General features: G+C 63.2%; 22 protein-coding genes. 12 read left to right on the forward strand and 10 right to left on the reverse strand.

Annotated elements, in window-relative coordinates:
- Positions 1-338 precede the first annotated feature (338 nt).
- The gene (locus ACTHN9_RS07780) at positions 339-1,181 is read right to left on the reverse strand and encodes an alpha/beta fold hydrolase (RefSeq protein ID WP_440536178.1); all 843 of its coding nucleotides are present in this window, start codon (positions 1,179-1,181) and stop codon (positions 339-341) included.
- Between the two features lie 579 nt (positions 1,182-1,760).
- Between ACTHN9_RS07780 and ACTHN9_RS07785 the strand changes: the two genes are divergently transcribed.
- From ACTHN9_RS07785 to ACTHN9_RS07795, 3 genes are read left to right on the forward strand one after another with little or no spacing between them, the layout of a single operon-like run.
- The gene (locus tag ACTHN9_RS07785) at positions 1,761-2,864 is read left to right on the forward strand and encodes a sugar ABC transporter substrate-binding protein (RefSeq protein ID WP_440536179.1); all 1,104 of its coding nucleotides are present in this window, start codon (positions 1,761-1,763) and stop codon (positions 2,862-2,864) included.
- Between the two features lie 18 nt (positions 2,865-2,882).
- Entirely contained in the window at positions 2,883-3,890 is a 1,008-nt protein-coding gene (locus ACTHN9_RS07790) for an ABC transporter permease (protein ID WP_440536180.1), read from the forward strand.
- Positions 3,890-4,678 carry an ATP-binding cassette domain-containing protein gene (locus tag ACTHN9_RS07795; protein WP_440536181.1) on the forward strand — a complete coding sequence of 263 codons (789 nt, stop codon included), beginning with the start codon at positions 3,890-3,892 and terminating at the stop codon, positions 4,676-4,678. The genes ACTHN9_RS07790 and ACTHN9_RS07795 overlap by 1 nt, the downstream gene beginning before the upstream one ends.
- A 62-nt stretch (positions 4,679-4,740) precedes the next feature.
- Here the strand turns inward: ACTHN9_RS07795 and ACTHN9_RS07800 are convergent, their stop codons facing one another.
- Positions 4,741-6,033 (reverse strand): ABC transporter substrate-binding protein, encoded by a 1,293-nt coding sequence (locus ACTHN9_RS07800; RefSeq protein ID WP_440536182.1) that lies wholly within the window; start codon positions 6,031-6,033, stop codon positions 4,741-4,743.
- A 125-nt stretch (positions 6,034-6,158) separates the two neighbouring features.
- Complete coding sequence (locus ACTHN9_RS07805) at positions 6,159-7,130, reverse strand: LysR family transcriptional regulator (RefSeq protein WP_440536183.1); 972 nt, start codon at positions 7,128-7,130, stop codon at positions 6,159-6,161.
- 104 nt (positions 7,131-7,234) lie between these two features.
- Between ACTHN9_RS07805 and ACTHN9_RS07810 the strand changes: the two genes are divergently transcribed.
- Both ACTHN9_RS07810 and ACTHN9_RS07815 read left to right on the forward strand, forming a co-directional pair.
- Entirely contained in the window at positions 7,235-7,894 is a 660-nt protein-coding gene (locus tag ACTHN9_RS07810; RefSeq protein WP_440536184.1) for an NADPH-dependent F420 reductase, read from the forward strand.
- A 174-nt stretch (positions 7,895-8,068) separates the two neighbouring features.
- The gene (locus ACTHN9_RS07815) at positions 8,069-8,764 is read left to right on the forward strand and encodes a ProQ/FinO family protein (RefSeq protein ID WP_440536185.1); all 696 of its coding nucleotides are present in this window, start codon (positions 8,069-8,071) and stop codon (positions 8,762-8,764) included.
- A 123-nt stretch (positions 8,765-8,887) separates the two neighbouring features.
- Here the strand turns inward: ACTHN9_RS07815 and ACTHN9_RS07820 are convergent, their stop codons facing one another.
- From ACTHN9_RS07820 to ACTHN9_RS07830, 3 genes are all read right to left on the reverse strand, one after another.
- Complete coding sequence (locus tag ACTHN9_RS07820; RefSeq protein ID WP_440536186.1) at positions 8,888-9,337, reverse strand: YidB family protein; 450 nt, start codon at positions 9,335-9,337, stop codon at positions 8,888-8,890.
- Positions 9,338-9,430: 93 nt separating this feature from the next.
- Entirely contained in the window at positions 9,431-9,934 is a 504-nt protein-coding gene (locus ACTHN9_RS07825) for a ComEA family DNA-binding protein (protein WP_440536187.1), read from the reverse strand.
- 514 nt (positions 9,935-10,448) lie between these two features.
- Positions 10,449-10,697 carry a DUF3820 family protein gene (locus ACTHN9_RS07830; RefSeq protein WP_440536188.1) on the reverse strand — a complete coding sequence of 83 codons (249 nt, stop codon included), beginning with the start codon at positions 10,695-10,697 and terminating at the stop codon, positions 10,449-10,451.
- Positions 10,698-10,936: 239 nt separating this feature from the next.
- On the opposite strand from ACTHN9_RS07830, the gene ACTHN9_RS07835 reads away from it, so the two are divergent.
- On the forward strand, positions 10,937-12,262 hold the full coding sequence (locus tag ACTHN9_RS07835) for a hypothetical protein (protein WP_440536189.1): 1,326 nt from the start codon (positions 10,937-10,939) through the stop codon (positions 12,260-12,262).
- Between the two features lie 4 nt (positions 12,263-12,266).
- Here the strand turns inward: ACTHN9_RS07835 and ACTHN9_RS07840 are convergent, their stop codons facing one another.
- The 4 genes from ACTHN9_RS07840 to ACTHN9_RS07855 form a co-directional block, all read right to left on the reverse strand.
- The gene (locus tag ACTHN9_RS07840; protein ID WP_440536190.1) at positions 12,267-14,171 is read right to left on the reverse strand and encodes a putative bifunctional diguanylate cyclase/phosphodiesterase; all 1,905 of its coding nucleotides are present in this window, start codon (positions 14,169-14,171) and stop codon (positions 12,267-12,269) included.
- Complete coding sequence (locus ACTHN9_RS07845) at positions 14,168-14,698, reverse strand: YfiR family protein (RefSeq protein WP_440536191.1); 531 nt, start codon at positions 14,696-14,698, stop codon at positions 14,168-14,170. Before ACTHN9_RS07845 ends, ACTHN9_RS07840 begins: the two co-directional genes overlap by 4 nt.
- Before the next feature lies 1 nt (position 14,699).
- Positions 14,700-16,724, reverse strand: a complete 2,025-nt coding sequence (locus ACTHN9_RS07850; protein WP_440536192.1) for a TonB-dependent receptor plug domain-containing protein — start codon at positions 16,722-16,724, stop codon at positions 14,700-14,702.
- Positions 16,725-16,964: 240 nt separating this feature from the next.
- Entirely contained in the window at positions 16,965-18,287 is a 1,323-nt protein-coding gene (locus tag ACTHN9_RS07855) for an APC family permease (protein ID WP_440536193.1), read from the reverse strand.
- Positions 18,288-18,597: 310 nt separating this feature from the next.
- Here ACTHN9_RS07855 and ACTHN9_RS07860 point away from each other — a divergent pair, with 310 nt between their 5' ends.
- The 6 genes from ACTHN9_RS07860 to ACTHN9_RS07885 all read left to right on the forward strand — a co-directional run bounded on the left by ACTHN9_RS07860 (position 18,598) and on the right by ACTHN9_RS07885 (position 24,964).
- Entirely contained in the window at positions 18,598-19,611 is a 1,014-nt protein-coding gene (locus ACTHN9_RS07860) for an ABC transporter substrate-binding protein (protein WP_440536194.1), read from the forward strand.
- A 125-nt stretch (positions 19,612-19,736) separates the two neighbouring features.
- A complete protein-coding gene (locus ACTHN9_RS07865) occupies positions 19,737-20,534 on the forward strand; it encodes an ABC transporter ATP-binding protein (RefSeq protein ID WP_440536195.1) in 798 nt (265 codons plus the stop codon).
- A gap of 32 nt (positions 20,535-20,566) precedes the next feature.
- Complete coding sequence (locus ACTHN9_RS07870) at positions 20,567-21,427, forward strand: ABC transporter permease (protein WP_440536196.1); 861 nt, start codon at positions 20,567-20,569, stop codon at positions 21,425-21,427.
- Positions 21,428-21,538: 111 nt separating this feature from the next.
- The gene (locus tag ACTHN9_RS07875) at positions 21,539-22,909 is read left to right on the forward strand and encodes a sensor histidine kinase N-terminal domain-containing protein (RefSeq protein ID WP_440536197.1); all 1,371 of its coding nucleotides are present in this window, start codon (positions 21,539-21,541) and stop codon (positions 22,907-22,909) included.
- Positions 22,910-22,913: 4 nt separating this feature from the next.
- The gene (locus ACTHN9_RS07880) at positions 22,914-23,588 is read left to right on the forward strand and encodes a response regulator (protein WP_440536198.1); all 675 of its coding nucleotides are present in this window, start codon (positions 22,914-22,916) and stop codon (positions 23,586-23,588) included.
- A 137-nt stretch (positions 23,589-23,725) separates the two neighbouring features.
- Positions 23,726-24,964, forward strand: coding sequence for a porin (locus ACTHN9_RS07885; RefSeq protein WP_440536207.1), 1,239 nt, complete (start codon positions 23,726-23,728; stop codon positions 24,962-24,964).
- Positions 24,965-25,042 lie beyond the last annotated feature (78 nt).

Below are 25,042 nucleotides of genomic sequence, written 5' to 3' on the forward strand. Positions count from 1 at the left end.
ATGCCGGCTGTTTTCGCCGATTCCTGCGCCGCGCAAAAATACCATAACTCGTAGGGTTATTAAAAGTCATAAGTAGGGGCTGCGTTCGAAGCGGAATGAGGGCCGGTGCGGCTTTTCGATCGTTTTGATGCGCCGCAAACGTTTGAATGTCTCGCGCGGTCGTTTGCGCGAGCGTGGCTGACCGAATCTAAACTTTTATGGCCGGATAGGCGCGAGCGCATGCGGATGCCGCCGCAGCAGAAAATGTGCCCGCCAACGCGTTCGATGTCGATCTCGATTTCGGCGAGCGCGCGTTCGTGGTCGAACTCGCAGGTACAGGTGCGTCCGTGTACGGAAGATCAACCGCCGTCGTGAGCCAGGACGAATTGCACGATCGCATCGTCCAGCATCTCGCCCGCATCCCGATGAGGCGAATGCCCACCGAAGGGTAGCTTGCACAGGTGTGCATGTTCGACCGCTTGTCCGATCGCATCGAGTTGCGCCATTGTCCCGTAATGATCATCGTGCGCTTGCACGGCCAGCAACGGGCGTTCTATCGTCGCCAATGGCTCGACGATATTCCACGCGCGGAACGCGGGGGCGAGCCATATGTCGCTCCAGCCATAAAAGGCCGAGTCGACGTCGGCGTGATAACGGCTCAGCTTCTCGCGCAGATCGGTTTGCTCGTAGGCCCGCTTCGTCTCTTCGATTCCCTGCACCGAGACGTCCTCGACGAACACGTGGGGAGCGACCACGACGGCACCGGCGAGTTGCCCTGGAAAGGCCGCCGCATACAAGAGCGCGATCGAGGCGCCGTCGCTGTGCCCGATCAGCCACATCCGTTGCCGCTGCGTTTCGTCGATGCCGAGGGCGTCGAGCAGGGCGGGTAGCACATCGCGCGCTTGCCGCGAAAGATAATCGACCGGCCACTTCTCCTCGTGCGCGCGCGGCGTCGACCGTCCATAACCGGGGCGCGAATAAACAAGCCCGCGCATGCCGAGCCGATCGCAAAGCTGCCGTGGCCAGCGGCGCCACATCGCGATCGAGCCGAGCCCTTCATGGAGGAACAGCGCAACGGGCGCCTCGGTACGGTCGGGATGAATCCATTGGCACTCGATCGACAAAGGTCCTCGGTCTCCACACGCGGGGAGACCGACGAAGCGGATATCGCCGGGCGCGGGTGCGGCGGGAGTCGTATTCATGTCATCGGTTGAGCGTCTTGGTGCGTCCGTTCGTGCCGGCGCACAAAGCGCGAGGCTGGAAACGAAAAGTGCAACGTGCGACAGGTTGGCTTGGTTCGACACGCATTGTCCACTAACCTTGTGCATGGCGTGGCGGCGCAGCGCGCGCGAGCGCGCCGGCGACGGCCGCGATATAGGCCGCCCATGAGCCGTGTGCGCGATATACATGCCTCGAAATAGTCTTACTCTGTAGGGCTTTCAATTTTCAGACGATATCGGCCCGCATGCCGAGGGCACGGTTCCTTACGGTAGTCTTGCTGTGTTTTACACGCGCTGTTTCGAAACAAGCGGAAATGCGTTTCATGCGGATGAACCTTCTGTCGACGAAGGCTTCAAATAGTCCGACTAGTTAAGGGTATCTATGGATTAAGGTCGCCAAGCCGGTGAGCTAGCATGGCATGCGTTTATGCATTGGCCACCGCGCAGCTCGTTATCTCGCGAGCGAGCGGGGCACGCCGGGGGCGAAGTGCGGCGCAGGCAGAGCAAGGCTTGCGCCGTTTCGCAAGAAGCATTCAGCCAACGAAAACGAAGGAGGATGTGATGACGAGCGAGCGAGACGATGCGCAGGATCAGTTGCAAGCGGCGGCCGATGAAGGTATGAACCGGACGCGGCGAGGGTTGTTGCAGGGCGCCGGCCTAGGCGCGGCACTGGCGATGATGGGCGGCATGATCTCGCCCGCTCAGGCGGCCGAGGCGCCGTTTCCGTCGCACAAGCGCTGGAAGATCGTTTTCGTCAATCACGTCACCACGAACCCCTTCTTCGTTCCGACGCAATACGGCATCCAAGATGCCTGTGCGATTCTGAACATGGATTACCAGTGGACCGGCTCGGCCAATGCGGACGTCGGCGAAATGGTCAACGCGATGAATGCCGCGATCGCCGCGAAGGCCGATGCGATCGCCGTGCCGATCGTCGATCCGAAAGCGTTCAACGCGCCGATTCAGAAGGCGCTCGACGCCGGTATTCCCGTGTTCTCGTATAACGCCGACGCGCCGCGCGGCAGCTCGAACCCGCGCCTCGCCTATATCGGCCAGGACCTGTACCAGTCGGGCTATCAGATGGGCGAGCGCATCGTGAATCTCGTCGATAGCGGGCTGGTGGCGCTGTTCATCGCCACGCCGGGGCAGCTCAACATTCAGCCGCGGCTCGACGGCGCCTCCGATGCGATCAAGAAGTCCGGCAAGAAGATCGAGATTCAAACGATCGCGACGGGTGCGACAGTCAACGAGGAACTGTCGAAGATCAAGTCGTTCTACCTCGGTCACCAAGATCTGAAGGGCATGTTCGCGGTGGACGCGGGCAGCACGCAAGGCGTCGCGCAAGTCATGAAGGAATCGAACTTGCCGGCCAAGGGCGTGCACGGCGGCGGGTTCGACCTCTTGCCGACCACAGTCCAATTGATTCACGACGGCTTCCTCGATTTCACCATCGACCAACAACCCTACGTGCAAGGGTTCTATACAGTCGTCGAAGCCTTCACCTACTTGGCTTCGGGCGGGCTCGTGGGGCCGGCGGACGTCAATAGCGGTTTGAAGTTCGTGACGAAGTCGACCGTCGATCCGTACCTGAACACGTCCACCCGCTACGAAGGCAAGAGCACGAAGGCGCAGATCGTACCGCGCTCGGGCGCGATCAAGTCATAGAGATGAGCGAACGATCGAATGAGCGATAGTGTGAACGAAGCGCATGGACGTTCCGCCGCCTCGCGCCCCCGCGCGAGGTTCGGCGGCTTCGCGTGGTCGGCCGAGCTGCGGATTTTGCTCGTGGCCGTGGCGGTGGGCGCGTATTTCGAAACCGCCAACCACGATTTCCTGCTGACGAGCGCGAGCCTGCAAAATCTCTCGCAGTTCGTCGCGCCGGCCGCGATCATCGCATTCGGCGAGATCATGTTGATGATCGGCGGGGAAATCGATCTATCGGCGGGCATGGTGTTCGCGTTCGCGCCGTTCATCATGGCGTTCGCGCAAGATGCCGGCGCGCCGATGTGGCTCGCCGTGGCAGCCGGGTTGGCCGCGGCGGGGCTGGTGGGATTCGTCAACGGCGCGGTTACCGTCTTTCTCCGTTTGCCTTCGTTCGTCACCACGCTCGGCACGCTGTTCTTGATCAACGGCGTCACGCTGACGATCTCGCGCGGCACGCCCGTCTCGACGCCTGGGGGGCCGGTGTTCACGGCCGTCATGGGCGGCTGGGGCTACAGCGAGATTTGCTGGGCTGTCGTCATCGCGCTCATGATGCACGCGATGCTCAAGCACACGCGTTGGGGGCTGCATACGGTCGCGAGCGGCGCCAATCCGCTGGGCGCGTCGGAGGCCGGCATTCACGTGAACCGGCTCAAGCTCGGCAATTTCATCTTGGCGGCGGTACTCGCGGGGCTCACGGGCATTCTCGAGGGCGTGCGGATCACGTCGATCGACCCGCAGGCCGGCGGCAATCAGATCATGTTCCTCGCGGTCGCGGCAGCCGTCATCGGCGGCACGCCGCTCACGGGCGGCTCGGGCACGATCATCGGCGGGCTGATCGGCGCCGCCGTGCTCGGCATGTTGAACGACGGCTTTACGCTGATCGGCATCAACGCCTTCACGTTCAACATTATTCTCGGCGCCGCGATTCTCGCCGCGATGATCTTCAATATTCACGTGTCGCGGCTCGGCCGGCGCGGGAGGTCGTAATGGCCACGAACGAAGCGCCGCTCGCGTTGCAGGCGCAAAACATCGTCAAACGTTTCGGTGCGGTCACGGCGCTCGACGGCGTCTCGCTGCACCTCGCCGAAGGCGAAATTCTCGGGATTCTCGGCGACAACGGTGCCGGCAAATCGACGTTGATCAAGATCCTGACAGGTTTTCATCAGCAGACCGAAGGCGAGCTGTTTATCCACGGCGAGCAGACGTTGTTGCGCTCGGTCGATCATGCGCGCGCGCTCGGCATCGAATGCGTCTATCAAGACCTTGCGCTCGCCAATTCGCTGAGCATCTACCACAACATGTTCTTGAACCGGGAGATCGTCTACCCGGGGCCGATCCGCTTTCTGAACCACCGCGCGATGCGCGAGCGCGCGGCGCAGTGCTTGGAAGATATCGGCGTGCATGTGCCGTCGGTGACGATGCCCGTCGAGCGTTTGTCGGGCGGACAACGGCAGGCCATCGCGGTGGCGCGCGCGGTCAATTCCAACGCGCGCATCTTGCTGCTCGACGAGCCGCTGGCGGCGATGGGCGCGCGCGAAGCGGGGCTCATCATCGATTTGATTCTTCGGCTCAAAGACAAGGGCGGACTGTCGATCGTCATGATCATGCACAACTACGCCCAAACGCTCGATATCGCCGATCGCATCATGCTCATGCAGCGCGGCCGCGTGACGTACGAGCAGCACAGCGCGAAGACCTCGGTGCCCGAACTCATGGAAATTGTGCGGCGCGAGTATCGCGCGATGCGCGAGGCCACGAACGGCGCGCGCGCCTAACTAAAAGCCAAGCCTGACGATCCGATCCGCCGCCCGGGTGCGGGCGGCGGATCGCCTGTTCGTCAGTCCGTCTTCGCGGCCGCGGCCAGCTTGTCGGCCGCTTCCTGCGCGGTTTCGTCCTTGCTGACCCAGTAGTTGCCGAGCACGTCGTAAAACGCGCCTTCCACGGCGGGGGAAACGAGCATGTCGTGCGCCCAGGAGGGCACGAGGCCTCCCGTTGTCCCCGCGGCCTTGAAATCGGCGGACGATTGCTTGGCGCAATCGTCGAACTTCGCGAGGCTCAGATCCTGGCGCACGGGAATCGAGCCCTTGTTCAGGTTGAAGGCTTCTTGGAACGCTGGGCTCATGAGCAGGCCCGCCATATCCTTTTGTCCCTTCTCGACGCCGGGCGTCTTGACCTTGAAGAAGACGAAGCTATCGACGTTGAACGTGAAGTCCTTCTGCGATCCGGGTGCCGCCACGCACAGGTAGTCCTTGCCGGGCACCTTGCCCGCTACCGTGAACTCGCCCTTTGCCCAATCGCCCATGAATTGCATGGCGGCACGGCCGTTGATCACCATGGCGGTGGCCATGTTCCAGTCGCGCCCGACTTGGCCTTCGTCCGTATAGGCCTTGATCCGTTTGAATGTTTCCAACGCTTTGACCATCGTCGGGCCTTTCAGCGTGGCCTGATCGAGCTGGACGAATGCCTTCTTGTAGAAATCGGCACCGCCGACGCCGAGCGCGACGGATTCGAATGTTTCCGCTTCCTGCCAGGGCTGTCCGCCGATCGCCACCGGGGTGATGCCGGCTTTCTTCAGGGCATCGGCCACTTTGAAGAACGCGTCCCATGTCGCCGGCGGTTGCGCGCCGACTTTCTTGAGCGCTTGCGCGTTGATCCAGAGCCAGTTCACGCGATGCACGTTCACAGGGGCGCCCACATATTGGCCCTTGTATTTCATGATGCTTGCGATCTCGGGGGGCAACAGGCGATCCCAATTGCCGGCACGGGCCACATCGTCGATCGGTAAGAGCACGCCCTGATCGGCCCATTCCTGAATTGCGGGACCCTTGATCTGGGCGGCCGCGGGCGGATTGCCCGCCACGACGCGCGTTTTTAGCGCGGTCATCGCGTTGCCGCCGCCGCCGCCCGCCACCGCGAAGTCGACCCAGGTATCGCCCTTTTGCTCGAGCATCTGCTTGAGCAATTGCGCCGATTTCGCTTCGCCGCCCGACGTCCAATAGTGCAATACCTCGACCGAGGCGGCCTGTGCCGGGCTTGCGGCGAATGCGTAGGCCCATGCGGCCGCCGCACAGGCGGTCAGACTGACGAAGGAACGGCGCGCTCGTGCGCGCGCTTGCTGAGTCGATCGCATTGAGGATTCTCCGATTGCCGGCCGAAGTCGGACAGGGGTTGGCGAATGGTCTGGCGAATGATGGTAGCGCTATCTTGAGGTTGTCTTCACTAGGAGGAACCCTGTCGAATCGGGGGGGCGGCGTTTCAACGCGGCGAATGTAAGCGTCGCTGCAAGAGGTCCTTGCTCGCTTTGACGAGGGGCCCCTTGCGCACTTCCTCGACAACGTATTCGACGAACGCGGCCACGCGCGGCGGCAAATGCTTTCGCGCGGCGTAATAGATGCAAATCGGGCTGCGCTGCGCCGCGTATTGGGGCAGTACGAGACGCAGTGTGCCGGCGGCGATTGCCGGGGCGGCGTGGTGGGCACCGAGCAAAGCGATACCGCACCCGGCCACGGCCAGCTCCGTCACCGCTTCCGCATCGGTGACGGCCAGCTGCTCGCTCGGCTCGAACACGATTTCCTTGTTTCGCATCCGTAGCTTCCAACTCGCGACGCGTCCCGTGCGCGGCGAGCGAAAGACGACATGCCGATGGCGCGCGAGATCGTCGATCGATTCGGGCGTGCCCGCGCGCGCGAGGTACTGGGGCGCTGCGCACAGCACGAGCGTCAACGGCAACAGCGTGCGCGCGACCAGGCTCGAATCGCCGTCGTGCATTTGCCCGATGGCGCAGTCGTAACCCTCCGAGATCAGATCCACGGCGCGGTTTTCGAAGCGCAGATCGAGGGCGATGCGCGGATAGCGCTCGGCGAAGCCTTGGAGAGTCGGCAGAATCGCCGCGCGGCTGAATGCCATCGGCAGCGACACTTTGACGGTGCCCGCCAGTTGCGTTTCATCGGAGGACAGCGCTGCGATTGCATCGTCGATCTGCCGCGCGGGCTCGCGCACCATCGCGTACAAACGCCGCCCTTCGTCGGTGACGGACAGGCGGCGCGTGGTGCGCTGAAACAGCCGGCAGCCGAGAAACGATTCGAGCATGCCGATCTGCTTGCTGACGGCGCCGGGCGTCACGCCCAATTCGCGGCCCGCCGTCGAAAAGTTCGTCGATTCGACCGTTTGCGCGAACGTGCGCAGCGCCTTGAGCAGATCGATGGAGCTATTGCCGTCCGGTTTCATTTATTACTCGTGCTCATAACTGTTTTTCTACCGACGATTATAGACCGGCGGCTATGCCATACCCAGAATGGCTGACATCGCTGATACTTGAGAAGGAGACGAACGTGAGGATCGGAATCATAGGCGCGGGCAACGTCGGCATCGGCATCGCGAAGCGGCTGATCGCCAAAGGGCATTGCGCGATGCTCAGCTTTAGCTTGGACATGCAACGGCTATCGACGACAGCGGCCAGCCTGCGTGCGCGGGTGGGTACGGTGTCGGAGGCGGTGGAGTTCGGCGACGTCATCGTGCTTGCCGTGCCTTGGAGCGTGGTGGACGAGGCGCTGTCTCAAGCCGGCAGTGCTCCGCCGCAGCGCATCCTGTGGGACTGTACGAACGCGCTGAAGCCCGACCTGAGCGGGCTGGCGATCGGTACCGACACGTCGGGCGGCGAAGAGGTGGCGCGGCTGGCGCCCTGGGCGACGGTGGTCAAGGCGATTCCGCCGTTTGCGCAGATGTTGCATTCGTCCAGCATGCGGATCGGCGATCAGCGAACCGATGTGTTCGTCTGCGGCGACGACGACCCTGCGCGCGCCGTGGTCTGCCGGCTCGTGCGGGAGATCGATGCGCAGCCGGTCGATGCGGGGCCGCTATCGTTGGCGCGCTATGCGGAACCGGCTGCGATGCTGCTCGTGCAACTGGCCTATAGCCGCCACTGGGGGCCGAGAATCGGTATGTCCGTGCTCCGAGGCGATCCGGCAGAAGGACCGCGACACGGCGTCTGAACGGACGGCTCGACGGCGCGGGGCTGGCAACGCACGATCTTGACGTGCATCGAGTCAAGATCCCTGTTGCCGGCAGCGGTGCCGATCGCGCGCGAATGTCGGTGTATGCGGCGCGCGAGCGGCGACGCTGATACTATTGTCGTCCGATTCAGGTTTGCGGTGACAGGACAGAGCATGGGTTTCGAGCAACTGGCTGCGCTCAAGGCGCAGCTGACGAAAGAAGCGAAGTTGAAGAAGCAGCAAGAGCGCGCGGCGGATACGCCCGCGCCGGCGGCAAAGCCGGCGGGCAAGGGCGCGCCGAAGACGGATAGGCCTGCGCGGCCCGCACGGCCCGCGCGAGCCGGCGCTCCCGTGCGCACGGGCGAGAAGACGCCGCCGGTCGATCCCGTCGTGCGCGTCATCGGAACGCTGCAAAAGCGCTTCCCGGCTGCCTTCCCGAAGAATCCGGCCCCGAAAGTACCGCTCAAGGTCGGTATCCTGGCCGATTTGCTGGCGCAGGCCGCCGAGCTGCAACTGAGCGAGGCGCAGATTCGAGATGCTGTCAGTACGTGGTGCCGCGGCAGCCGTTATTGGGCGTGCCTGACCGACGGCGCGGCGCGCGTCGATTTGTCCGGCGCCCCGGCCGGTACGGTGACGGCGCGCGATGCGGCCTTCGCACGCAACCAGGCGAAGGGCGGCCCGGGCGGGCGCCGCAAAGCGCAAGGCAAGCCGAACGCGGCCGCTCCGGCCGCTGCCGGCGAATCGCAACCGAGCCAACCGAGTTCGGAGGGCGCCAGCGCCGAGCCTGCACAGGCGGACGCGAACGCAGCGCAAGCACAGGGCGCGCAGCCGCAGAGCAATGAAACGGGTAGCGATGCATCTCCGGAGTGAGCCTTGGCTCGCCTGCCTGCCTACGGGCTTGCGTAGGGCATCGCCGTAACGCGTCGAATCGGCGGTAGGATCGAGGCCAATGCCCGATCGCTACCGCCGCTTAGCACATCGAGCCGCGCCGGCTCAGCCTTCTTTTTTCCCCAACAGGCCTTCCACGAGCGAACCCAGTCCACCGGCTTGCCCGATGGAGGCGAGGATGTTCGCGGTATCGAGTTGTCCGCTCGCCGGCACTTCGCCGTTCGGCGTCCCATGGTCGACGACGTGCGGCAGCACTTGCGCGAGCACGCTCGAAGCTTGCTCGGGCGACACGCCGAGCTTGCCGGCCAACTCGCCCAGGGCACCCGAGCCGACGACGTTTTGAACCGTATCGGGCGAGACGGCTTGGTTGGCGCCGCCGCCGATCCACGACTGAACGAGACCGCCCGCGCCCTGCGTTTCGAATTGTTGAATCAGCCCTTGCAACCCGCCCGGCTGGTTGTTGACGAACTCCGTCACGGTTGTCAGTACGTTCTGTTGTTGGCCACCCGCGTTCGCGTTGCCCAGAAAAGAACCCACTACATCGAGTAGACCCATGATGACGCTCCTGTTGAAGCGGCGCAGCCCGGTGTCGTGCGGCGCCGAAGAAAAATGCGCCCTACGGCGCGGGAATGACCGGATGCGGCGCGCTCAAGTACCCGATGCCGCCGAGCCGGCCTTTGTTTTATCTTTCTTTTTCTTTTTCGATTGAGTGGCTTGCGCGTTCGATGCCGCGCTTGCGGAGGACGACGAAGCCGCCTGTGAGGGGAGGGCGCGCAGGCCCCATTTCCTTCGAGGTTCGCTGGCCGCCAGCGCCGGCGCCATCGCCGCAGGCGCCTTCTCTTGCTTGGCGCCGGCACCGGCACCGGCACCGGTCGGCGGGGCGGAGGAGCCGCCGATCGTCAGCCCCTCGGCTTCGAGTTTCGTGACGGATTTCATGCCCAGCCCGGTCACGCGCCGCGCCAAATCGTCGGCATTCTTGAACGGACCGTGCGCGGTCCGCTCGTCGACGATCGCTTTCGATTTGACTGGGCCAATTCCTTTGAGGGTTTGCAGCGTCGCTTGGTCCGCGGTGTTGACGTCCACGGGGCCGGCGAACGCGGTGGACATCGTGACGAATAGGGCGGCGAGCAGCAAAACGAGCTTTCTAAGCATGGCGAATACTCTCGATCGACGAATGAACCGGCAGGTGGAAAGCGCGGAGCGCACCATTGCGTGCACCGCGCTCCGCTCTTAATTCAATCAACAACTTACGCTGTTAATCTGCAGCTTGTCCACAGCATTGCCAACAGAAAATGGGGATAACTGACGCAATGCGCGACCCACGCGAGGGCGCATGGCGGATATTACCCACTATCTGGCCGGTAGAGCCTTAAAAAAGGTGCACCCGGCCTATGCGGTCACGCGGCTATGCGGATCGCAAAGCCCCAGGGTATTGCGCCATGGTTCGATGTCCGCCGGATGACGCGGCGAATGCCGCGAACGGCATTGTCCCGGCAAGCCGCTTTTGCCGGCGCATAGGCGGGCCCACGTAGCGAGCCTCGTTTCGGCGCGTAGTGTGCCGACTATGCAAAACGAATCGAGTGCTTGCTGATTTAGCGCGCGCAATGCGCCGCGCATTGTTCAATCGATTAGGCATCCTAACGATATTCGGTCCAGCGATACGAACTCATCGTTTCGCATTCCGATCGACAGCGTTGGCGTTTTCGCGTGCACGCAACGGATCGAGCAATGGACGCAAGCCGTTGTGATCGAGTTCCTGCATGAGCGCGAGCAGGCGGCCGATTTCTCCCGGCGGAAACCCCTCGCGTGCGAACCAATTGAGGTAATGGCCGGGCAAATCCGCGATGAGTCGGCCTTGGTATTTGCCGAACGGCATGGCGAGCGTCACGAGGCGTTCGAGGTCGTGCGTATCCATAAACGCATAAACGTAAGAGAGGGGCTGGCACCCGTCGACATCGGAACGGGGCCGATCGGCGCGCTACGGATGATACGCCTATGCGATGTCACGATATGAAAACGGGGGGACGTATGCGCGTTTTCGAAGAAAAAAAGCCCCTTCGCGCCGAACTCTTTCGACGTTCGCATGGTCAGAGTGGCCGACCTCGCAAGGGTCGTACCTACTCATTTGCTACTCGATCATGGAGGCATTACGTGATGATGAAGAGACGTCGATTCCTGGGCAACGTGGCCGCTCTCGCGGGCGGGCACGTGCTCGTTGCATTCGGTGGCCTGGGAGCCGGCGAAGCTATCGCCGCGAGCAATGTCGCGAGCACATCCTCGGTAACAGGTGCCGCACTTTCAGTGTCTACCGACGGTACGGTCATTCCTTCCGCGACCGCGATCGTCGACCGCCTACACAATGTATGGACCGTCAGCAACGGATTTATTTACAAGAACGGCGTAAAAGATAAGGACTCCTACAACGTGAGTCTCCTGCTCTGGTACGGCGGCATGGTCTATCAGCGCGGCACGGGCGGCCAGTTTTACGTGATGACGTGGGCCGACCGCTGGCTGCCGTGTAGCGACCCGCGCATCGCACTCGCCGTACCGTCGGGCGGCTTCTACGGAATCAACGGTCACTTCGATTATCCGTTCACGCCGCAGCAGATCGTCGCGACCTTGCAATCGCTCGGTTGCACGAGCTATCGCGTGGGCTGCGATGGGTCGTCCAAGCAAGTGAATGCGCTGATCGGACTGGCCGATGCATTCCGTTCGGTGGGATTCACGCTGTTGCCGATGCTGAACTTCGGCTTGCGCGACGGCAACGGCAACTTGTACCCGAGCGAGAGCGCCGCCTATTTCGCGACTCGTGCCGGCGCGGCTACCGTGGCCCGAGCACTGGGCCCGCATGGCATCGCGCTGTACGAATGCGGCAACGAACTCACGCGCGATCGCGCGATCATTCTGAACGCCACTCAGGCCGGGACGGGGCCGCGCGATTTCAACAACGCGAACTGGCCCATCCTCCGGGGCGCCATTCAAGGCATGATCGACGGCGTCAAATCCGTGCAGCCGAATGCGAAGTGCGGCGTGAATTTCACGGTGGCCGATATCGGTGCGTCGGATCTTCTTTGGGACGGCGAGCAGCCGGACGGGTCCGGCGGCTACCGCAAGATGCGTTGGGACGTTACGACGTGGCACAACTACCAGCCGTACGGCGACATCTTCGACATCGGCATCGACGGCGCGGGCCCGGGCTTCAATCTGCCCGCGTACTGCAAGGCGCGCTACGGGGTGCCGTTCATGATTACGGAGTGGAACGCGGCGCCCGAGGAAAACGAGCAATTCCGGGCGAACTACGTACAACAAAAGCTTCAGCGCTTTTACGCGGCGCGCAAGCAAGAAGGGATTCAGGCGGTGATGTACTACGACTTGATCAGCGGCGACCAAACGTTCGGGATCGTCATGAACGATCTCGCGCCGATCGAGCCGACCCACACGGCGTTCAGCGCGTTCACCGCGTCGAACGCCGATCTGTAGCGATCTAGCCCAACGGTTCCGAATCCTCGCACTCGCTTTCGTTGCGCAACAGATCGGTGATGCGCTCGAACGGCATCGGTCTGCCTGTCAGATAGCCTTGCACGATATCGCAGCCCGCGTCGGTGAGCCATGCCAGTTGCGCCGCGTCTTCCACGCCTTCGGCGACGACGCCGATACCGAAGCTGTGGGCCATGGAGATGATGGCCGTCACGATCGGCTGTCCGGCTTGCGGCAACGGTTTCACGAATGCGCGATCGATCTTCAGGTTATTGACGGGGAACGACTGCAAGTACGATAGCGAGGAGTAACCCGTGCCGAAATCGTCGAGCGAGAGGCGGATGCCCGCTTCGCGCAGTTGGCGCATCGCCTCGACCCCGGCGGTCATGTTCGCCATCAGTTGGCTCTCCGTGAGTTCGAGTTCGAGCAGATGCGGAGAAAGACCACTATCGGCGAGGATCGCCATCACGTCTTGACTGTAGTCGGCCTCGCGCAACTGGCGTGCCGAGACATTCACCGCCACGTGCAGTTCGACACCGGGCTCCGCGTTCCAGCGCGCGGCGTCGCGACAAGCGCGCCGCAGCACCCATCGCCCCAGCGCCACGATCAGTTCGCTGTCTTCCGCCACGGGGACGAATTCGATCGGCGAGATCTCCCCGTCCACCGGGTGAATCCAACGGGCCAGTGCCTCGACCCCGATCATGCGCCCGGTCTCGCAGGAGAACTGCGGCTGATAGACGAGGCTCAGGGCGTCTTCCTCGATCGCCTTGCGCAACTGCGCTTCGAGCCGCGTGCGGCGGCGCGCCTCGACGGTCATATTCGGATGGAATTCGACCGCTGCATTCTTGCCCGTGCTTTTGGCGGCGTACAGCGCGATATCGGCGCTGCTCACGAGCGCCGCGATATCGGCTGCGTCGTCGGGATAAACGCTCACGCCGACACTGGCGCTCGCCACGATGCTTGCGCGCGGGAGATCGAACGGGCGGGCGAGGGCGCGTGCGATCCGCTCGGCGGTGCGAATACCTTCGGCCTTTTCTTTCGCGATCGCGACGAGCACGGCGAATTCGTCGCCGCCGATCCGGCTGACGAGATCCGCCACCCGTACGCTTTGCCGCAACGCGTCGGCGACATGCTTGAGCAATTCGTCGCCGGCGCCGTGCCCGAGCGTGTCGTTCACATTCTTGAAATCGTCGAGATCGACCAGAATCAACGCAGCCCGCGAGCATCCAGGGGCGCCGCGCTGCAAGCGCTCGGTCAACGCATCGTAGAACGCACGGCGATTCGGCAAGCCCGTGAGCGGATCGGTGGAAGCCAAGTATTCGAGCTTCTCTTCCGCCTGCGCGATCCGAGCGCTCATCCGCGACGTGATGACGAACGCGATCCATAGCGCACATAGCGATGCCGCAAGGATGAACAGCGCGAAATGCAGCAATTCGGCCGCCATTTGCTTCGTCGTGGCGACGACGACGACCGTCCCGAGCGTCTTCCCGTTTTGCGTGATGGTCGACGCGACGAAGACATCGTCGAACAACAAGCGCCGGCTCGTGCGCTCGACGTCGAGCGGGTTGGCTTCGAGGCGCTCGTGAGGAGAAAGCCCTGGTTTCGCATAGGCGGCGAAGCGTTTGCCGTCCGCGGTGTAGATGCCGGCGCTGGCGACATAAGGGACGTTGCGCAGCGAATGCAGCGTTTCCTGCGCCGAGCGTAGATCGTCGAACAAGACCGAGGCCGACACATTGTCGGCAATCATGTCGGCTTGTACGGTGGCGTCGGCCATCAAGGTCGAGCGCAACGCAATGGCTTGATAGGCGAGCAGCACGAGGCCCGAGATCAACAAGGCGACGCCGAAACCGGCGAGCTTGACGCGTGCCATCTCTTTCATGGGGCTCGGCGCAGGGTTCTCGCTATGTTTCATGTCACGTTCCTTGCGAGGCGGAGCAGTTTCGAGCTGAGCCCGAGATGGCGATGCACCGCTTCCGTGTTGTCGATGTCGAACCGAAGCCGGTCGCCTTCGCGAAACAGCGTGATGACGGAGCGGCTGTCGCCGCCCTCCGAGTCGGCGGTTCGCACCACCAAGATCGGCAGGGCGAGCGCGGCTTTCGCGAGGGTGTTCGAAGCGGGGTCGTCGACGATGAGGACATTGCACGCGGGCAGCGCCGCGTTATCGGTAATGGGCCTCGCGCTCCATGCTCGGCCCGCCACCGCACGCCCGTCGAGCTTGGCCAGCGTCGCACCCAGCGGCGAATGCGCGCTGACGCAGACCGTGAGGCTGGTACCGCCGGCAGGTGCGGCCGGCCACTCGGTGAACTCCGTGAAGTTGTAGATGTAGGCGGCTTCGAGGGAATAGAGATCCGCTTGCGCGTAGGCGCACATTCGCGCGCAAGCGGATGCAGCCAGCAAGCAAAGCGCGATGCGACGAAGGACGGGTCTCGCGGTTCGCATGTCAGAAACCGTAGACGAGCTTGAGCACGAAGGTCCGGCTTTGCTGCGGGATCGTGTTTTGCGTGAAATTCGGGCCGGCCGGGTCAGCGTAGACTCTGTTCGTCACGTTGTAGATGGAGAACGACACGTCCGCGTGCGGCACCAAGCGCGCGCTGCCGATCGTCACGTTGCCGAGGCAGTACCCGCTAGCGGCACCGGCCTGCGCCAAGCGGGCGGATTCGCAGCGCAGCTCCGCGCCGAGACGTGCGCCGTGCCGAAAGAGCGGTACGGTCACGTTGAGTTTTCCAAGCTGGCGCGGAGAGTTCTGCAGCACGGCGCCCGTGTCGGTATCGCGGGCGAGCTGCCAAGCGTAGCTCGCGCGGATTTTCGCGACCGAACCCACGTTTTGCTCGTAGGCGAGTTCGACGCCGTGCGCGCGCGCGTGGTCGGTGTTCTCGAACATGTAGAGCCCCGACGGCTCCAGCGTTTCGGTGATGAGATCGCGCACGTCGTATTGGAACAACGATACGGTGGCGTGCGCGTTTTCGCCGAATGCACGGTCGTAGACGAATTCCGTCGTCGTGATGTGCTCGGCCTTGAGCGCCGGATTGCCGTCCTGGCCGCCCGCGCCGGGAATCGTGTAATAGAGTTCGTACGCGTTCGGCGCACGATAGGCATGCCCATAAATGAGCTTGAACGTATCGGCGCTCGTCGGCTTGTAATTCAGTGCGAAGCGTGGGCTGACGTTCGTGCCCGAGATCGTTTCCCGGTCCACGCGCAACCCGGCGGTCAGCGTGAAACGCCATGGCAACCGGATCTCGTCTTCCGCATAGACGCCGATGGAATGGCTGCTTCGACGATCGTCCAGGATCGACTGATACGGATCGGCATTGTAGTTGTACTGGTTGCGACTGGCGTCGCGCGTGAGACTCACGCCCGCGACGAGCTTGTTGCGCGGGATCGTGGTAAGGGTAGCGTGCACGTCGGCGCCGTACCAAATCGCTTTGTCGCCGTCGATGTTCTCGAGCGCGGGTGTACCGTACAACCCGTCGCTGCGATAGTCGTAACGCTCCCAGTAGACCTCCGACGCCAGTTCGAGTCCGCTCGTCACCGCATGGCTGTACTTGGCATCGATGAAGCTGTGCGTATCGCTCGTGCTTTCCGGCGTATCGAAGATTGCCTGATAGGGCGCGGTGGGCACGCCCTTCGTGCGGTTGCCGTAGCCGGCGCTGAGCTTGAAATCCCGGTACGCGAATTTGGCGAACAGGTACTGTGCGCGGTCGTAGTCGAGATGCTGCGCCACGCCGTTGTTCTGATCGGGCGTGTCGAATTCGGGGTAGTAAAGATCCTGCCCGCTGCGCACGAAGCTCGTGGCCGACAAGACGAGGTCGGCGCCGTTCTCGCCATGCCAGCCGTAGGTGGCCCGCGCGCGCTTTTCGCCGAAGCTGCCGACCGACGCGGCGGCTTCGGCGCCGTGGATGTCGCTGCCCTTCTTGGTGACGACGTTGATCACGCCGAACAGCGCGTTCGAGCCGTAGACGGCGGAGCCGGGGCCGGGTACGTATTCGATGCGCTCGACCAGATCCATGTCGAGCGGAAAATCGTCCCCGATCGGCGCTTGATCGTAGACCGAATCGTTCACGCGCATGCCGTCGATCAACAGCAAGAAGCGGCTGTTGTAGTCGCCGGGCCGCTGAAAGCCGCCGCCGCCGAGGTACGAATAGGTTCGGTCGTACGTCGTGTAGAGCCCGGGCAGCGAAGCCAGGGCGTCGGCCAGCGTGCGCCAGCCGAAGGCTTGGATGTCCTTGGCCGTGAGCACGACGACGGCCGCCGGTGCATCGGCCACCGGCTGGCTGAATAAGGTAGCAGTCCTAACCTTTACCTGCATCAGCGCTTCGAGCGGCATCGAAGCGAGATCGCTCGCCGAGCCGGCCGTATCGGCCGGTGCGGCGGCGACGCGGCTCGCGGCTACGAGCATCGAGAGCACGAGCGCAAGGCGGCACAGCGGGTGCGGGTTGTGCCCGCGAGGGGAGCGTTCCGAAAGCATGGAGCAAAGAAGGACGACAGCGTTCGATCATCTAATGTGTGCCTGCTTCTTTAACGGCTCGGGAATGTAAAGCTTGAGGGGCGCTCGTCCCAGCTTGACGAACGGCTGGCCTTGATTTAAGGGGCTGCCGGCGTGCCGCGGCCGCACACGTTTGCGTGAGCGGAGCGGCCGGGATGAAGTCGGGGATGAAGTAATAGTTACTTGAATAGCGCGTGAGGAGCGCTCGCCGCCCACGAAGGCTCAAGACACGTCGCACCGAACGGCGGCGTCGCGCGTTCGACGGCGGCTCACGCGCAGGTAGAGCAGCGCGCAGGCGCTCATCGCGAGCGGCCACAGCAAAAACCACCCCGTTGCCAAGCAGAGCGCGACGACGCACGCAAGCGCGCACTGGGCGCAGCGATGGGCGGCCGTCCCGCGGGGCAATAGCCGTAATGCCGCTGCACAGCCGAGCGCGTAGACGGTCACGAACGATCCGGTCGTCAGCAAGACGAGCGGTTTGGGACCCACGCCCGCTAACTCGACCGCAAGGGTGCCGATTGCCGCTAGGGCGCAAATGACGGCGAGACTACGGCGAGGCACGTCCCCCGCGAGGCTGCCGGCGGCGAACCAGGCCGGCAGGGCGCCGTCGCGCCCCAACGCCGCCCCGAGCTTGGCGGCGCCGGCAAAGTAGGCGTTCATCGTGCCGAGGGTTAGCAGCAGCGCCGCGCCGGCGGCCAGCAGCCGGATATTGCCGCCGATACCGCGCACGAGCAACTCGGCGAGCGGCGCGCTTAAGCGGCCGGCCGAGGGGCCGAGCACGAGCACGCTGGCAAGCGCGACGGCCAGATACAGCACCCCTACGACCACCACGGCGATCGCCGAGGCGCGCGGCAGATCGCGCGCGGGATGCTTGAATTCCCCGGCGAGATGCGTAATGGCCTCCCAACCGGCGAAGCTCCAGACGAGCAAGGCGGCAGCGGGCACGACGGCCAGCCATCCATGAGGGGCGAACGGATGAAGGTTGCCGGCCCGCGCATGCGGGGCGGACGCGGCGACGGCCGTGACCAGCAGCGCGACGAGCAGCGAGGACAGGATAAGCTGCATGCGCCCGGAGATCGTGACGCCGAATGCGTTCGCGGCCGTGACGACGATGAGTAAGGCCGCGCTCGTCGCCAGCACCGTCTGTTCGCCGCCGCCGACCGCGGCAGCCACATAGGCGCCCGCGAAGATCGCGGCGGCCGGCGCGCCGGCGGGTACGGCGAAGTAGAAGCACCAGCCGACGATCGCCGAGGCGCGCGGGCCGAATGCTTGGCGAGCGTACGTGGCGACACCGCCCGCATCGGGATAGCGCGCGCCGAGCGCGGCGAACGTCGCGGCGAGCGGAGCCGACAGCACCACGAGCGCGAGCCAAGCCACCAGCGAGGCCGGCCCGGCCACCTCGGCCGCCAAGGCGGGCAGGGCGATGACGCCGGTGCCGAGCACGGCGCCGACGTAAAGCGCCGCGCCTTGAAGCACGGTCAGGCTGCCGTGCGATGGCCCGGGTTGGCGCCCGGGAGGGGAAGAAGCGTTCGTCGACGGGCTCATCTCGTGTGCGTATCCTCGTGGCTTCGCGCGCAGGCGGGGCGCCGCGGCTTTATCGTGTCCGAGTGCCGCGCGAGGCGATGCGCGTGCGGCCGCGGATGGGGCGGTTATAGTCCCCAATAGATGACAAGGAATGTCATGTATTGCGCCGGCGCCGCCGCAGCGAGCCGAAAAACCGCCGCGATTCGTCATGGTAATCCCGTATATCTGCGCCTATGCTGTGAAAGGCTCGGGAAGGATTGCCCCACCTAGAATCGCTCCATCGATGCAACCCGGCGCAACACCGCGCCGACATAAATGAGGAGACACTCGCATGCACCCGACGCCGCGGAAAATCCGCACTTTCGCTCTCGCTTCCGCCTTGCTGTTCGGCCTGGCTTCCCATGGCGCCATGGCCGCCGACAGCGGCAAGATCACGATCATGGTCGGGGGGATCACAAAGCTCATTTATTTGCCGGCGAAGCTAACCGAGCAACTGGGCTATTTCAAGGATGAAGGACTCGATGTCGAGCTGCTGTCGCAGCCGGCCGGCGTCGATGCCGAAAACGAATTGCTCGCGGGCGCGGTGCAAGCCGTGGTCGGCTTCTACGATCACACGATCGATCTGCAGACGAAGGGTAAGGATGTCGAGGCGATCGTCGTGTTCGGCCACGTGCCCGGCGAGGTCGAAATGGTCTCGACGAAGGCTGCCGATACCATCAAATCGATGGCCGACGTCAAAGGCAAGACGCTCGGCGTGACGGGTCTGGGCTCGTCGACGAGCTTCCTCACGCAATATCTGGCCGGCCAGCACGGCATCGCGTCGTCGCAATACACGATGCTGCCGGTCGGCGCCGATGCGAGCTTCATCGCTGCGATCAAGCAGTCGCGCATCGACGCGGGTATGACGACGGAGCCGACGGTTTCGAAGCTGCTCGCGACGGGCGATGCCAAGGTGCTCGTCGACATGCGTTCGCTCGACGGCACCAAGGCGGCGCTCGGCGGCACCTATCCGGCCTCGAGCTTGTACGTGCAATCGGCCTGGGTCAACGCGCACAAGGATGAAGCGGCGAAGCTCGCGCATGCGTTCGTGCGCACGATGCAGTTCATCCACACGCACAGCGCCGAGGAAATTGCCGCCAAGATGCCGGCCGATTACCAGAAGGACAAAGCGCTGTATCTCTCCGCTTTGAAGGCGTCGCTGCCGATGTACACGGCGGACGGCAAGATGCCGGCCGACGGCCCGACGACGGTGCTCAAGGTCCTGTCGGGCTTTAACCCGGCGATCAAGGGCAAGCACGTCGATCTGTCGAAGACTTATACGAACGAGTTCGTTGCCGCGAAGTAAGCATTAACCGGCCTGCCGAGCCGCGATGCGCGAGCGCGCGGTTCGATGGGCCTAACACGGTCTCCCCCTGTCGTACCCCGGGCGCCGCCGTTCGGGCGCCCACCCAAATTGCTTGGATTGCTCTGATGAACCACGCTGCTTCCAATAACACACCCGTCATCGAGTTCGACTCGGTGTCATGCCGGTTTATTTCGCCCGACGGCAAAGCGACGATCGCGCTGCGCGACTTCAGCATGTCGGTGGCCAAGGGCGAATTCATCGCCATCGTCGGCCCGACCGGCTGCGGCAAGTCGACGACGCTCAGCATGATCACGGGCCTGCTTCAGCCGACGACCGGCAGCGTGCGCGTCATGGGCAATCCCGTTACGGGCATCGATCCGCGCATCGGCTTCGTATTCCAGGCCGACGCCGTGTTCCCGTGGCGCTCGGTGCTCGACAACGTCGCCGCAGGCCCGTTGTTCCGCGGCCGCTCGAAGGCCGCCGCCTACGACGAGGCGAAGGACTGGCTGCGCCGCGTCGGCCTCGAGAAATTCGGCAATCATTACCCGCATCAACTCTCGGGCGGCATGCGCAAACGCGTCGCGCTGGCCCAGACTTTCATCAACAAGCCCGAAATCTTGCTGATGGACGAACCGTTTTCGGCGCTCGACATGCAAACGCGGACGCTCATGCAAGACGAGTTGCTTCAGTTGTGGTCGGCGAACAAGGGCTCGGTCGTCTTCGTGACGCACGATCTCGAAGAAGCCATCGCGCTGGCCGATCGCGTGTTCGTGCTGACGGCGCGCCCCGCGACCCTGAAAAAGGTCTATGAAATCGACCTGCCGCGCCCGCGCATTACTTCGGAGATTCGCTATGAACAGCGTTTCATCGAACTCTCGCGCGACATTTGGCACGACCTGCGCGAAGAAGTGCAGATTGCTTGACTTTGAATACCGGAAAGACTGAGATGTCTACTATGGCTACTACCTTCGAACAACCCAAAGCGAGCCCGATAGAAGCGTCGCTCGCCGAAGTGGAAAAGGCGGCGCAGCGGCGGTTGCGCCAGCGTCGCGCATTGATTATCGGCCTGCGCCTGCTCGTACTCGTGGTCTGGCTCGGCGGCTGGGAACTCGCCGGCCGGCTGAAATGGATCGATCCGTTCTTCTTCTCGATGCCCTCGCTGATCTTCGCGCAAATTCTCGATTGGTTCGCCAACGGCACCTCGCAAGGGCCGCTGCTCACGCAAGTGTGGGTGACGCTCGAGGAGACGGCGATCGGTTTTGCGATCGGCTCGGTGGCCGGCGTCATCTGCGGCGTCGTGCTCGGGCGCAATAAGTTGCTGTCGGACGTATTCAGCATCTATATCCAGGTTGCCAACTCGATCCCCCGCGTCGTGCTCGGTTCGGTGTTCGTGATCGCGCTCGGTTTGGGCATGGCATCGAAGGTGGCACTCGCGGTGGTCATGGTGTTCTTCGTCGTCTTCGGCAATGCGTTCCAAGGCGTGCGCGAGGCCGACCGTTATATGATCGCGAATGCGCAGATTCTGGGCGCGTCGAAGCGGCAATTGACGACGGCGGTCGTCATTCCGTCGGCGCTGTCGTGGATCTTGGCGAGCTTGCACGTGAGCTTCGGCTTTGCGCTCGTCGGTGCGGTCGTCGGCGAATTCCTCGGCTCGAAGCAAGGGATCGGCTTGTTGATCTCCACGGCGCAAGGCGCGTTCAATGCGAGCGGCGTGTTCGCGGCGATGATCGTGTTGGCCGTCGTGGCGCTGGCTTGCGACTACTTGCTGACCCGGCTGGAAAAGCGTCTGCTGAAATGGAGACCCGCTGCATTCTGATTCCGACGGATCGCGCCGGTCGGGCGCGATCGAGGCGGCAGGCTCATGCCGCGCCGACGCCGCGTGCGTCGACGCGGCATGAGCCACAGTTCATTCATAGGGCGTCGGTCGATGATGCATAGTTTGCGCGCCCGCCTGCTGTGGTGGGTGTTGTTGCCGTTGGCGGCGTTCATGGTCGTGGCCGGTGTGATGGCTTACGATGCCGCTCGACAAACAGCCGATCTGCTGCAGGACAACGCGCTGCTCGCTTCGGCGCGCACGATCGGCGAGGACGTCGAATGGAGCAACGGCGAGTTGCTCGCGAACGTTCCGCCCGCCGCGTTGGAAATATTCGAATCGCCTTACCAGGATCACGTGTTTTACCGGATCGTCGCCGACGGCGATCGGCTGTTGGGCGGCACACCCGAACTCGCATTGCCGAGCGAGCATGCGGCCTATCCGGTGTTCTACGATACGACGCTCGACGATCAAGCGATTCGCGCAGTGGCTTACCAACGTCAGCTCTACAATGCCGGCGAGGCGCTGTCGGTGGTGGTCGTGGTAGGCAAGACGCAGGCGTCGCGCGCGGGGATGCTGGCGCAACTGTGGCATCCGCAATTGATCCGGCAGGGCTTGATGCTCGTGCTGGCCGTCGTGTTGGTCCTGATCGGCCTGACGAGCGAGCTGCGCCCGCTCATGAAGTTGAAGGACGACGTGGCCGATCGCGATCCGATGCAACTCGAGCCCGTGCGCGTCGATCACTTGCCGACCGAGCTGCGTCCGATCGTCGATGCGATCAACCAGTGCATCGCGCGTCTAAAGCTGCATACGAGTACGCAGCGGCAGTTCATTGCCGATGCCGCGCATCAATTGCGCACGCCGCTAACGTTGCTCGATACGCAGGTGCAGTGTGCGCGCCAATGCGTGGCCGACGAGCCCGCACTTTCCGATGCGCTAACGGGCATTCATCGCACCAGCCGCAAGATGACGGAGATTACGAATCAGTTGCTGCTGCTCGCGCGTGCGGAATCGGCGCCGTCGCCTGCGCCGAACGTGTCGGTCGATATGACCCAGGTCGTGTCGTCGGTGCTCGAGGAATCGCTCCTGGCTGCGCAGCGGCGCGACATCGATCTCGGCGCGGACCTGGAAGGCGATCTGCGGGTGGCGGGCAGCGAGCAACTGTTGACCGCGCTTGTGTCTAACCTCGTCGACAACGCGATCCGATATACGCAGGCGGGCGGCGCGGTGACCGCGCGTTGCCGACTCGCGGGAGAGGAGGTCGTTCTTGAAGTTGTCGATAATGGGCCCGGCATTCCGGCCGAAATGCGTGCGCACGTCTTCGAGCGCTTCTATCGCGGGATGACGGACGTGGAGGGAACGGGCCTCGGCCTCGCTATCGTGCAGCGCATTGCGCAGACGCATGGCGGAAGTGTCGGGGTCGCGCCGGGCAAGGGGCGGGTGGGGCTCGTGGCCACCGTGCGCCTGCCGGCATGGAAGGATTGAAACGATGAAGCTGCTGCTCGTGGAAGACAATGCCGAGTTGTCGCATTGGATCGTGAACTTGCTGCAAGGCGAGAATTTCGCCGTCGATAGCGTGCCGGACGGCGAAACGGCCGATGCGGTTCTGCTCACCGAGCGCTACGACGTGATCCTGCTCGATATGAGGCTGCCGCGCATGAGCGGCAAGGACGTGCTCGCGCGTTTGCGGCGGCGTGGCGACAATGCGCCCGTGCTCATGCTCACGGCGCATGGCTCGATCGACGATAAGGTGGATTGCTTCAGTGCGGGGGCCGACGATTACGTCGTCAAGCCATTCGATGCGAGAGAACTCATTGCGCGGATCAAAGCGCTGATTCGGCGGCAGGCGGGCGGGAAGTCGGTTTCGATGGTCTGTGGCGACCTGCACTACAACACGAATACACGCGAATTTAGCCATCAAGACGTGCCGCTCGCGCTACGCCGGCGCGAGCATGCGATTCTCGAGGCGCTGATGCTCAAGCAAGGCAAGACGGTATCGAAGACGGCGCTGATGGATAGCGTCTACAGCTTGGAGGACGAGCCCAGCGCCGACGCCATCGACATCTACATTCATCGGTTGCGCAAGCATCTAACTCATTCGACTGCACAAATCATGACGTTGCGCGGGCTCGGTTATGTGCTGAAGGCGAAGGACGGATCCTAAGGATCGGCTTAATTCGTCCCGTGGGATTCGAACGTGCGATCGGGGAGAAAGATTTAAGTGAAAGTACTTAGTTGTACTAAAGATACGCGAAAGGAGCGTGAAGGATAGCGGCGAATACGATGGTCTCCATTGCGGCGATGAAGAGCGATGCTCCGAATGCGGGGCGTGCTGACGCAAGAACAAAATTTCAACGCAGTAAAGAGGAGACGATCTTGAAAAAGACGTATCGCACATTGGCGCTGACGGCAGGCGCTCTGGTAGCAACGGGCGCGCATGCGCAATCGAGCGTGCAGCTCTACGGTCTCATCGATTTGAGCGCCGTCACCTATACGACGAATGCGAACGCAGCGGGCAATCATTTGATCGCGATGGGGCATCCGGGCGACGCGGGCGGCGAACCGTGGTTCAGCGGTAGCCGTTGGGGCTTGCGCGGCGCCGAGGATATCGGCGGCGGCAACAAGATTATCTTCACGTTGGAAAGCGAGTTCGTTCCCACGAACGGCAACATGGAAGATAGCGGTCAGCTATTCGACCGCGATTCGTGGGTCGGTCTCGTGAATCCCACGCTCGGCCAGGTCACGGTCGGCTTCCAGGATACGGTCTCCAAGGACTTTTCTGGCCTGTACGGCGACCCGTACGTGAGCTCGACGTTCTCGACGAAGGAAGGCGCGTACACGAACTCGAACAACTTCAAGCAACTGGTGTTCTACGCGGCTGGCCCGACCGGTACGCGCTCCGAAAACAGCATCGCGTGGAAGAAGTTGTTCAGCAACGGCATCTATGCGGCCGCCGACTACCAGTTCAGCAACTCGACGCAATTCGCGACGGGTTCGGGCTACCAGGCGGCGCTCGGGTACAACGGCCCGAACTTTTCGTTGGGTGGCTTTTACAACCACGTGAACAATGGCGGCTTCGTCGACCAGACCGAATCGATCGGCGGCGACTTCCGTTTCGGTATCGGCCGTATCAATGCCGGCTACTTCCACTACACGGGTAAGCAGGGCTCGTTGCCGGATCGCGTGGACAACGCATGGACGGTGTCGATGAAGATCGCTCCGCACGGCCCGCTCGACTATGAGGTCGGCTATCAGCAAATGCACGTGAAGAACGCGGCTTACACGGCTGCGGATGCGGACGGCAACGGCGGCGGCCTGATTCCGAACGCCAACTCCTCGTCCAATTTCGACATGGCGGGCGGCGTTCACAGCGGCTACAAGGAAACGGTCTACGCCTCGACCTTCTATCACCTCTCGAAGCGCACGGAATTGTATTTGGCCGCCGATTACATGAAGCTCCATGGCGGCTACACGGTCGGCGGAACGCACGGCCACAGCAACCAGATCGAAGTCGCCACGGGTATCCGCACGCGCTTCTGATTTTTCTGACCTCCTCCAAGACGTTGCCGGTTGCAGTCGGCAATTGATAGGCGGCGGCGAGCCACTCGCTTGCCGCCT

The organism is Trinickia sp. (assembly GCF_051953405.1).
Classification (GTDB): Bacteria; Pseudomonadota; Gammaproteobacteria; order Burkholderiales; family Burkholderiaceae; genus Trinickia.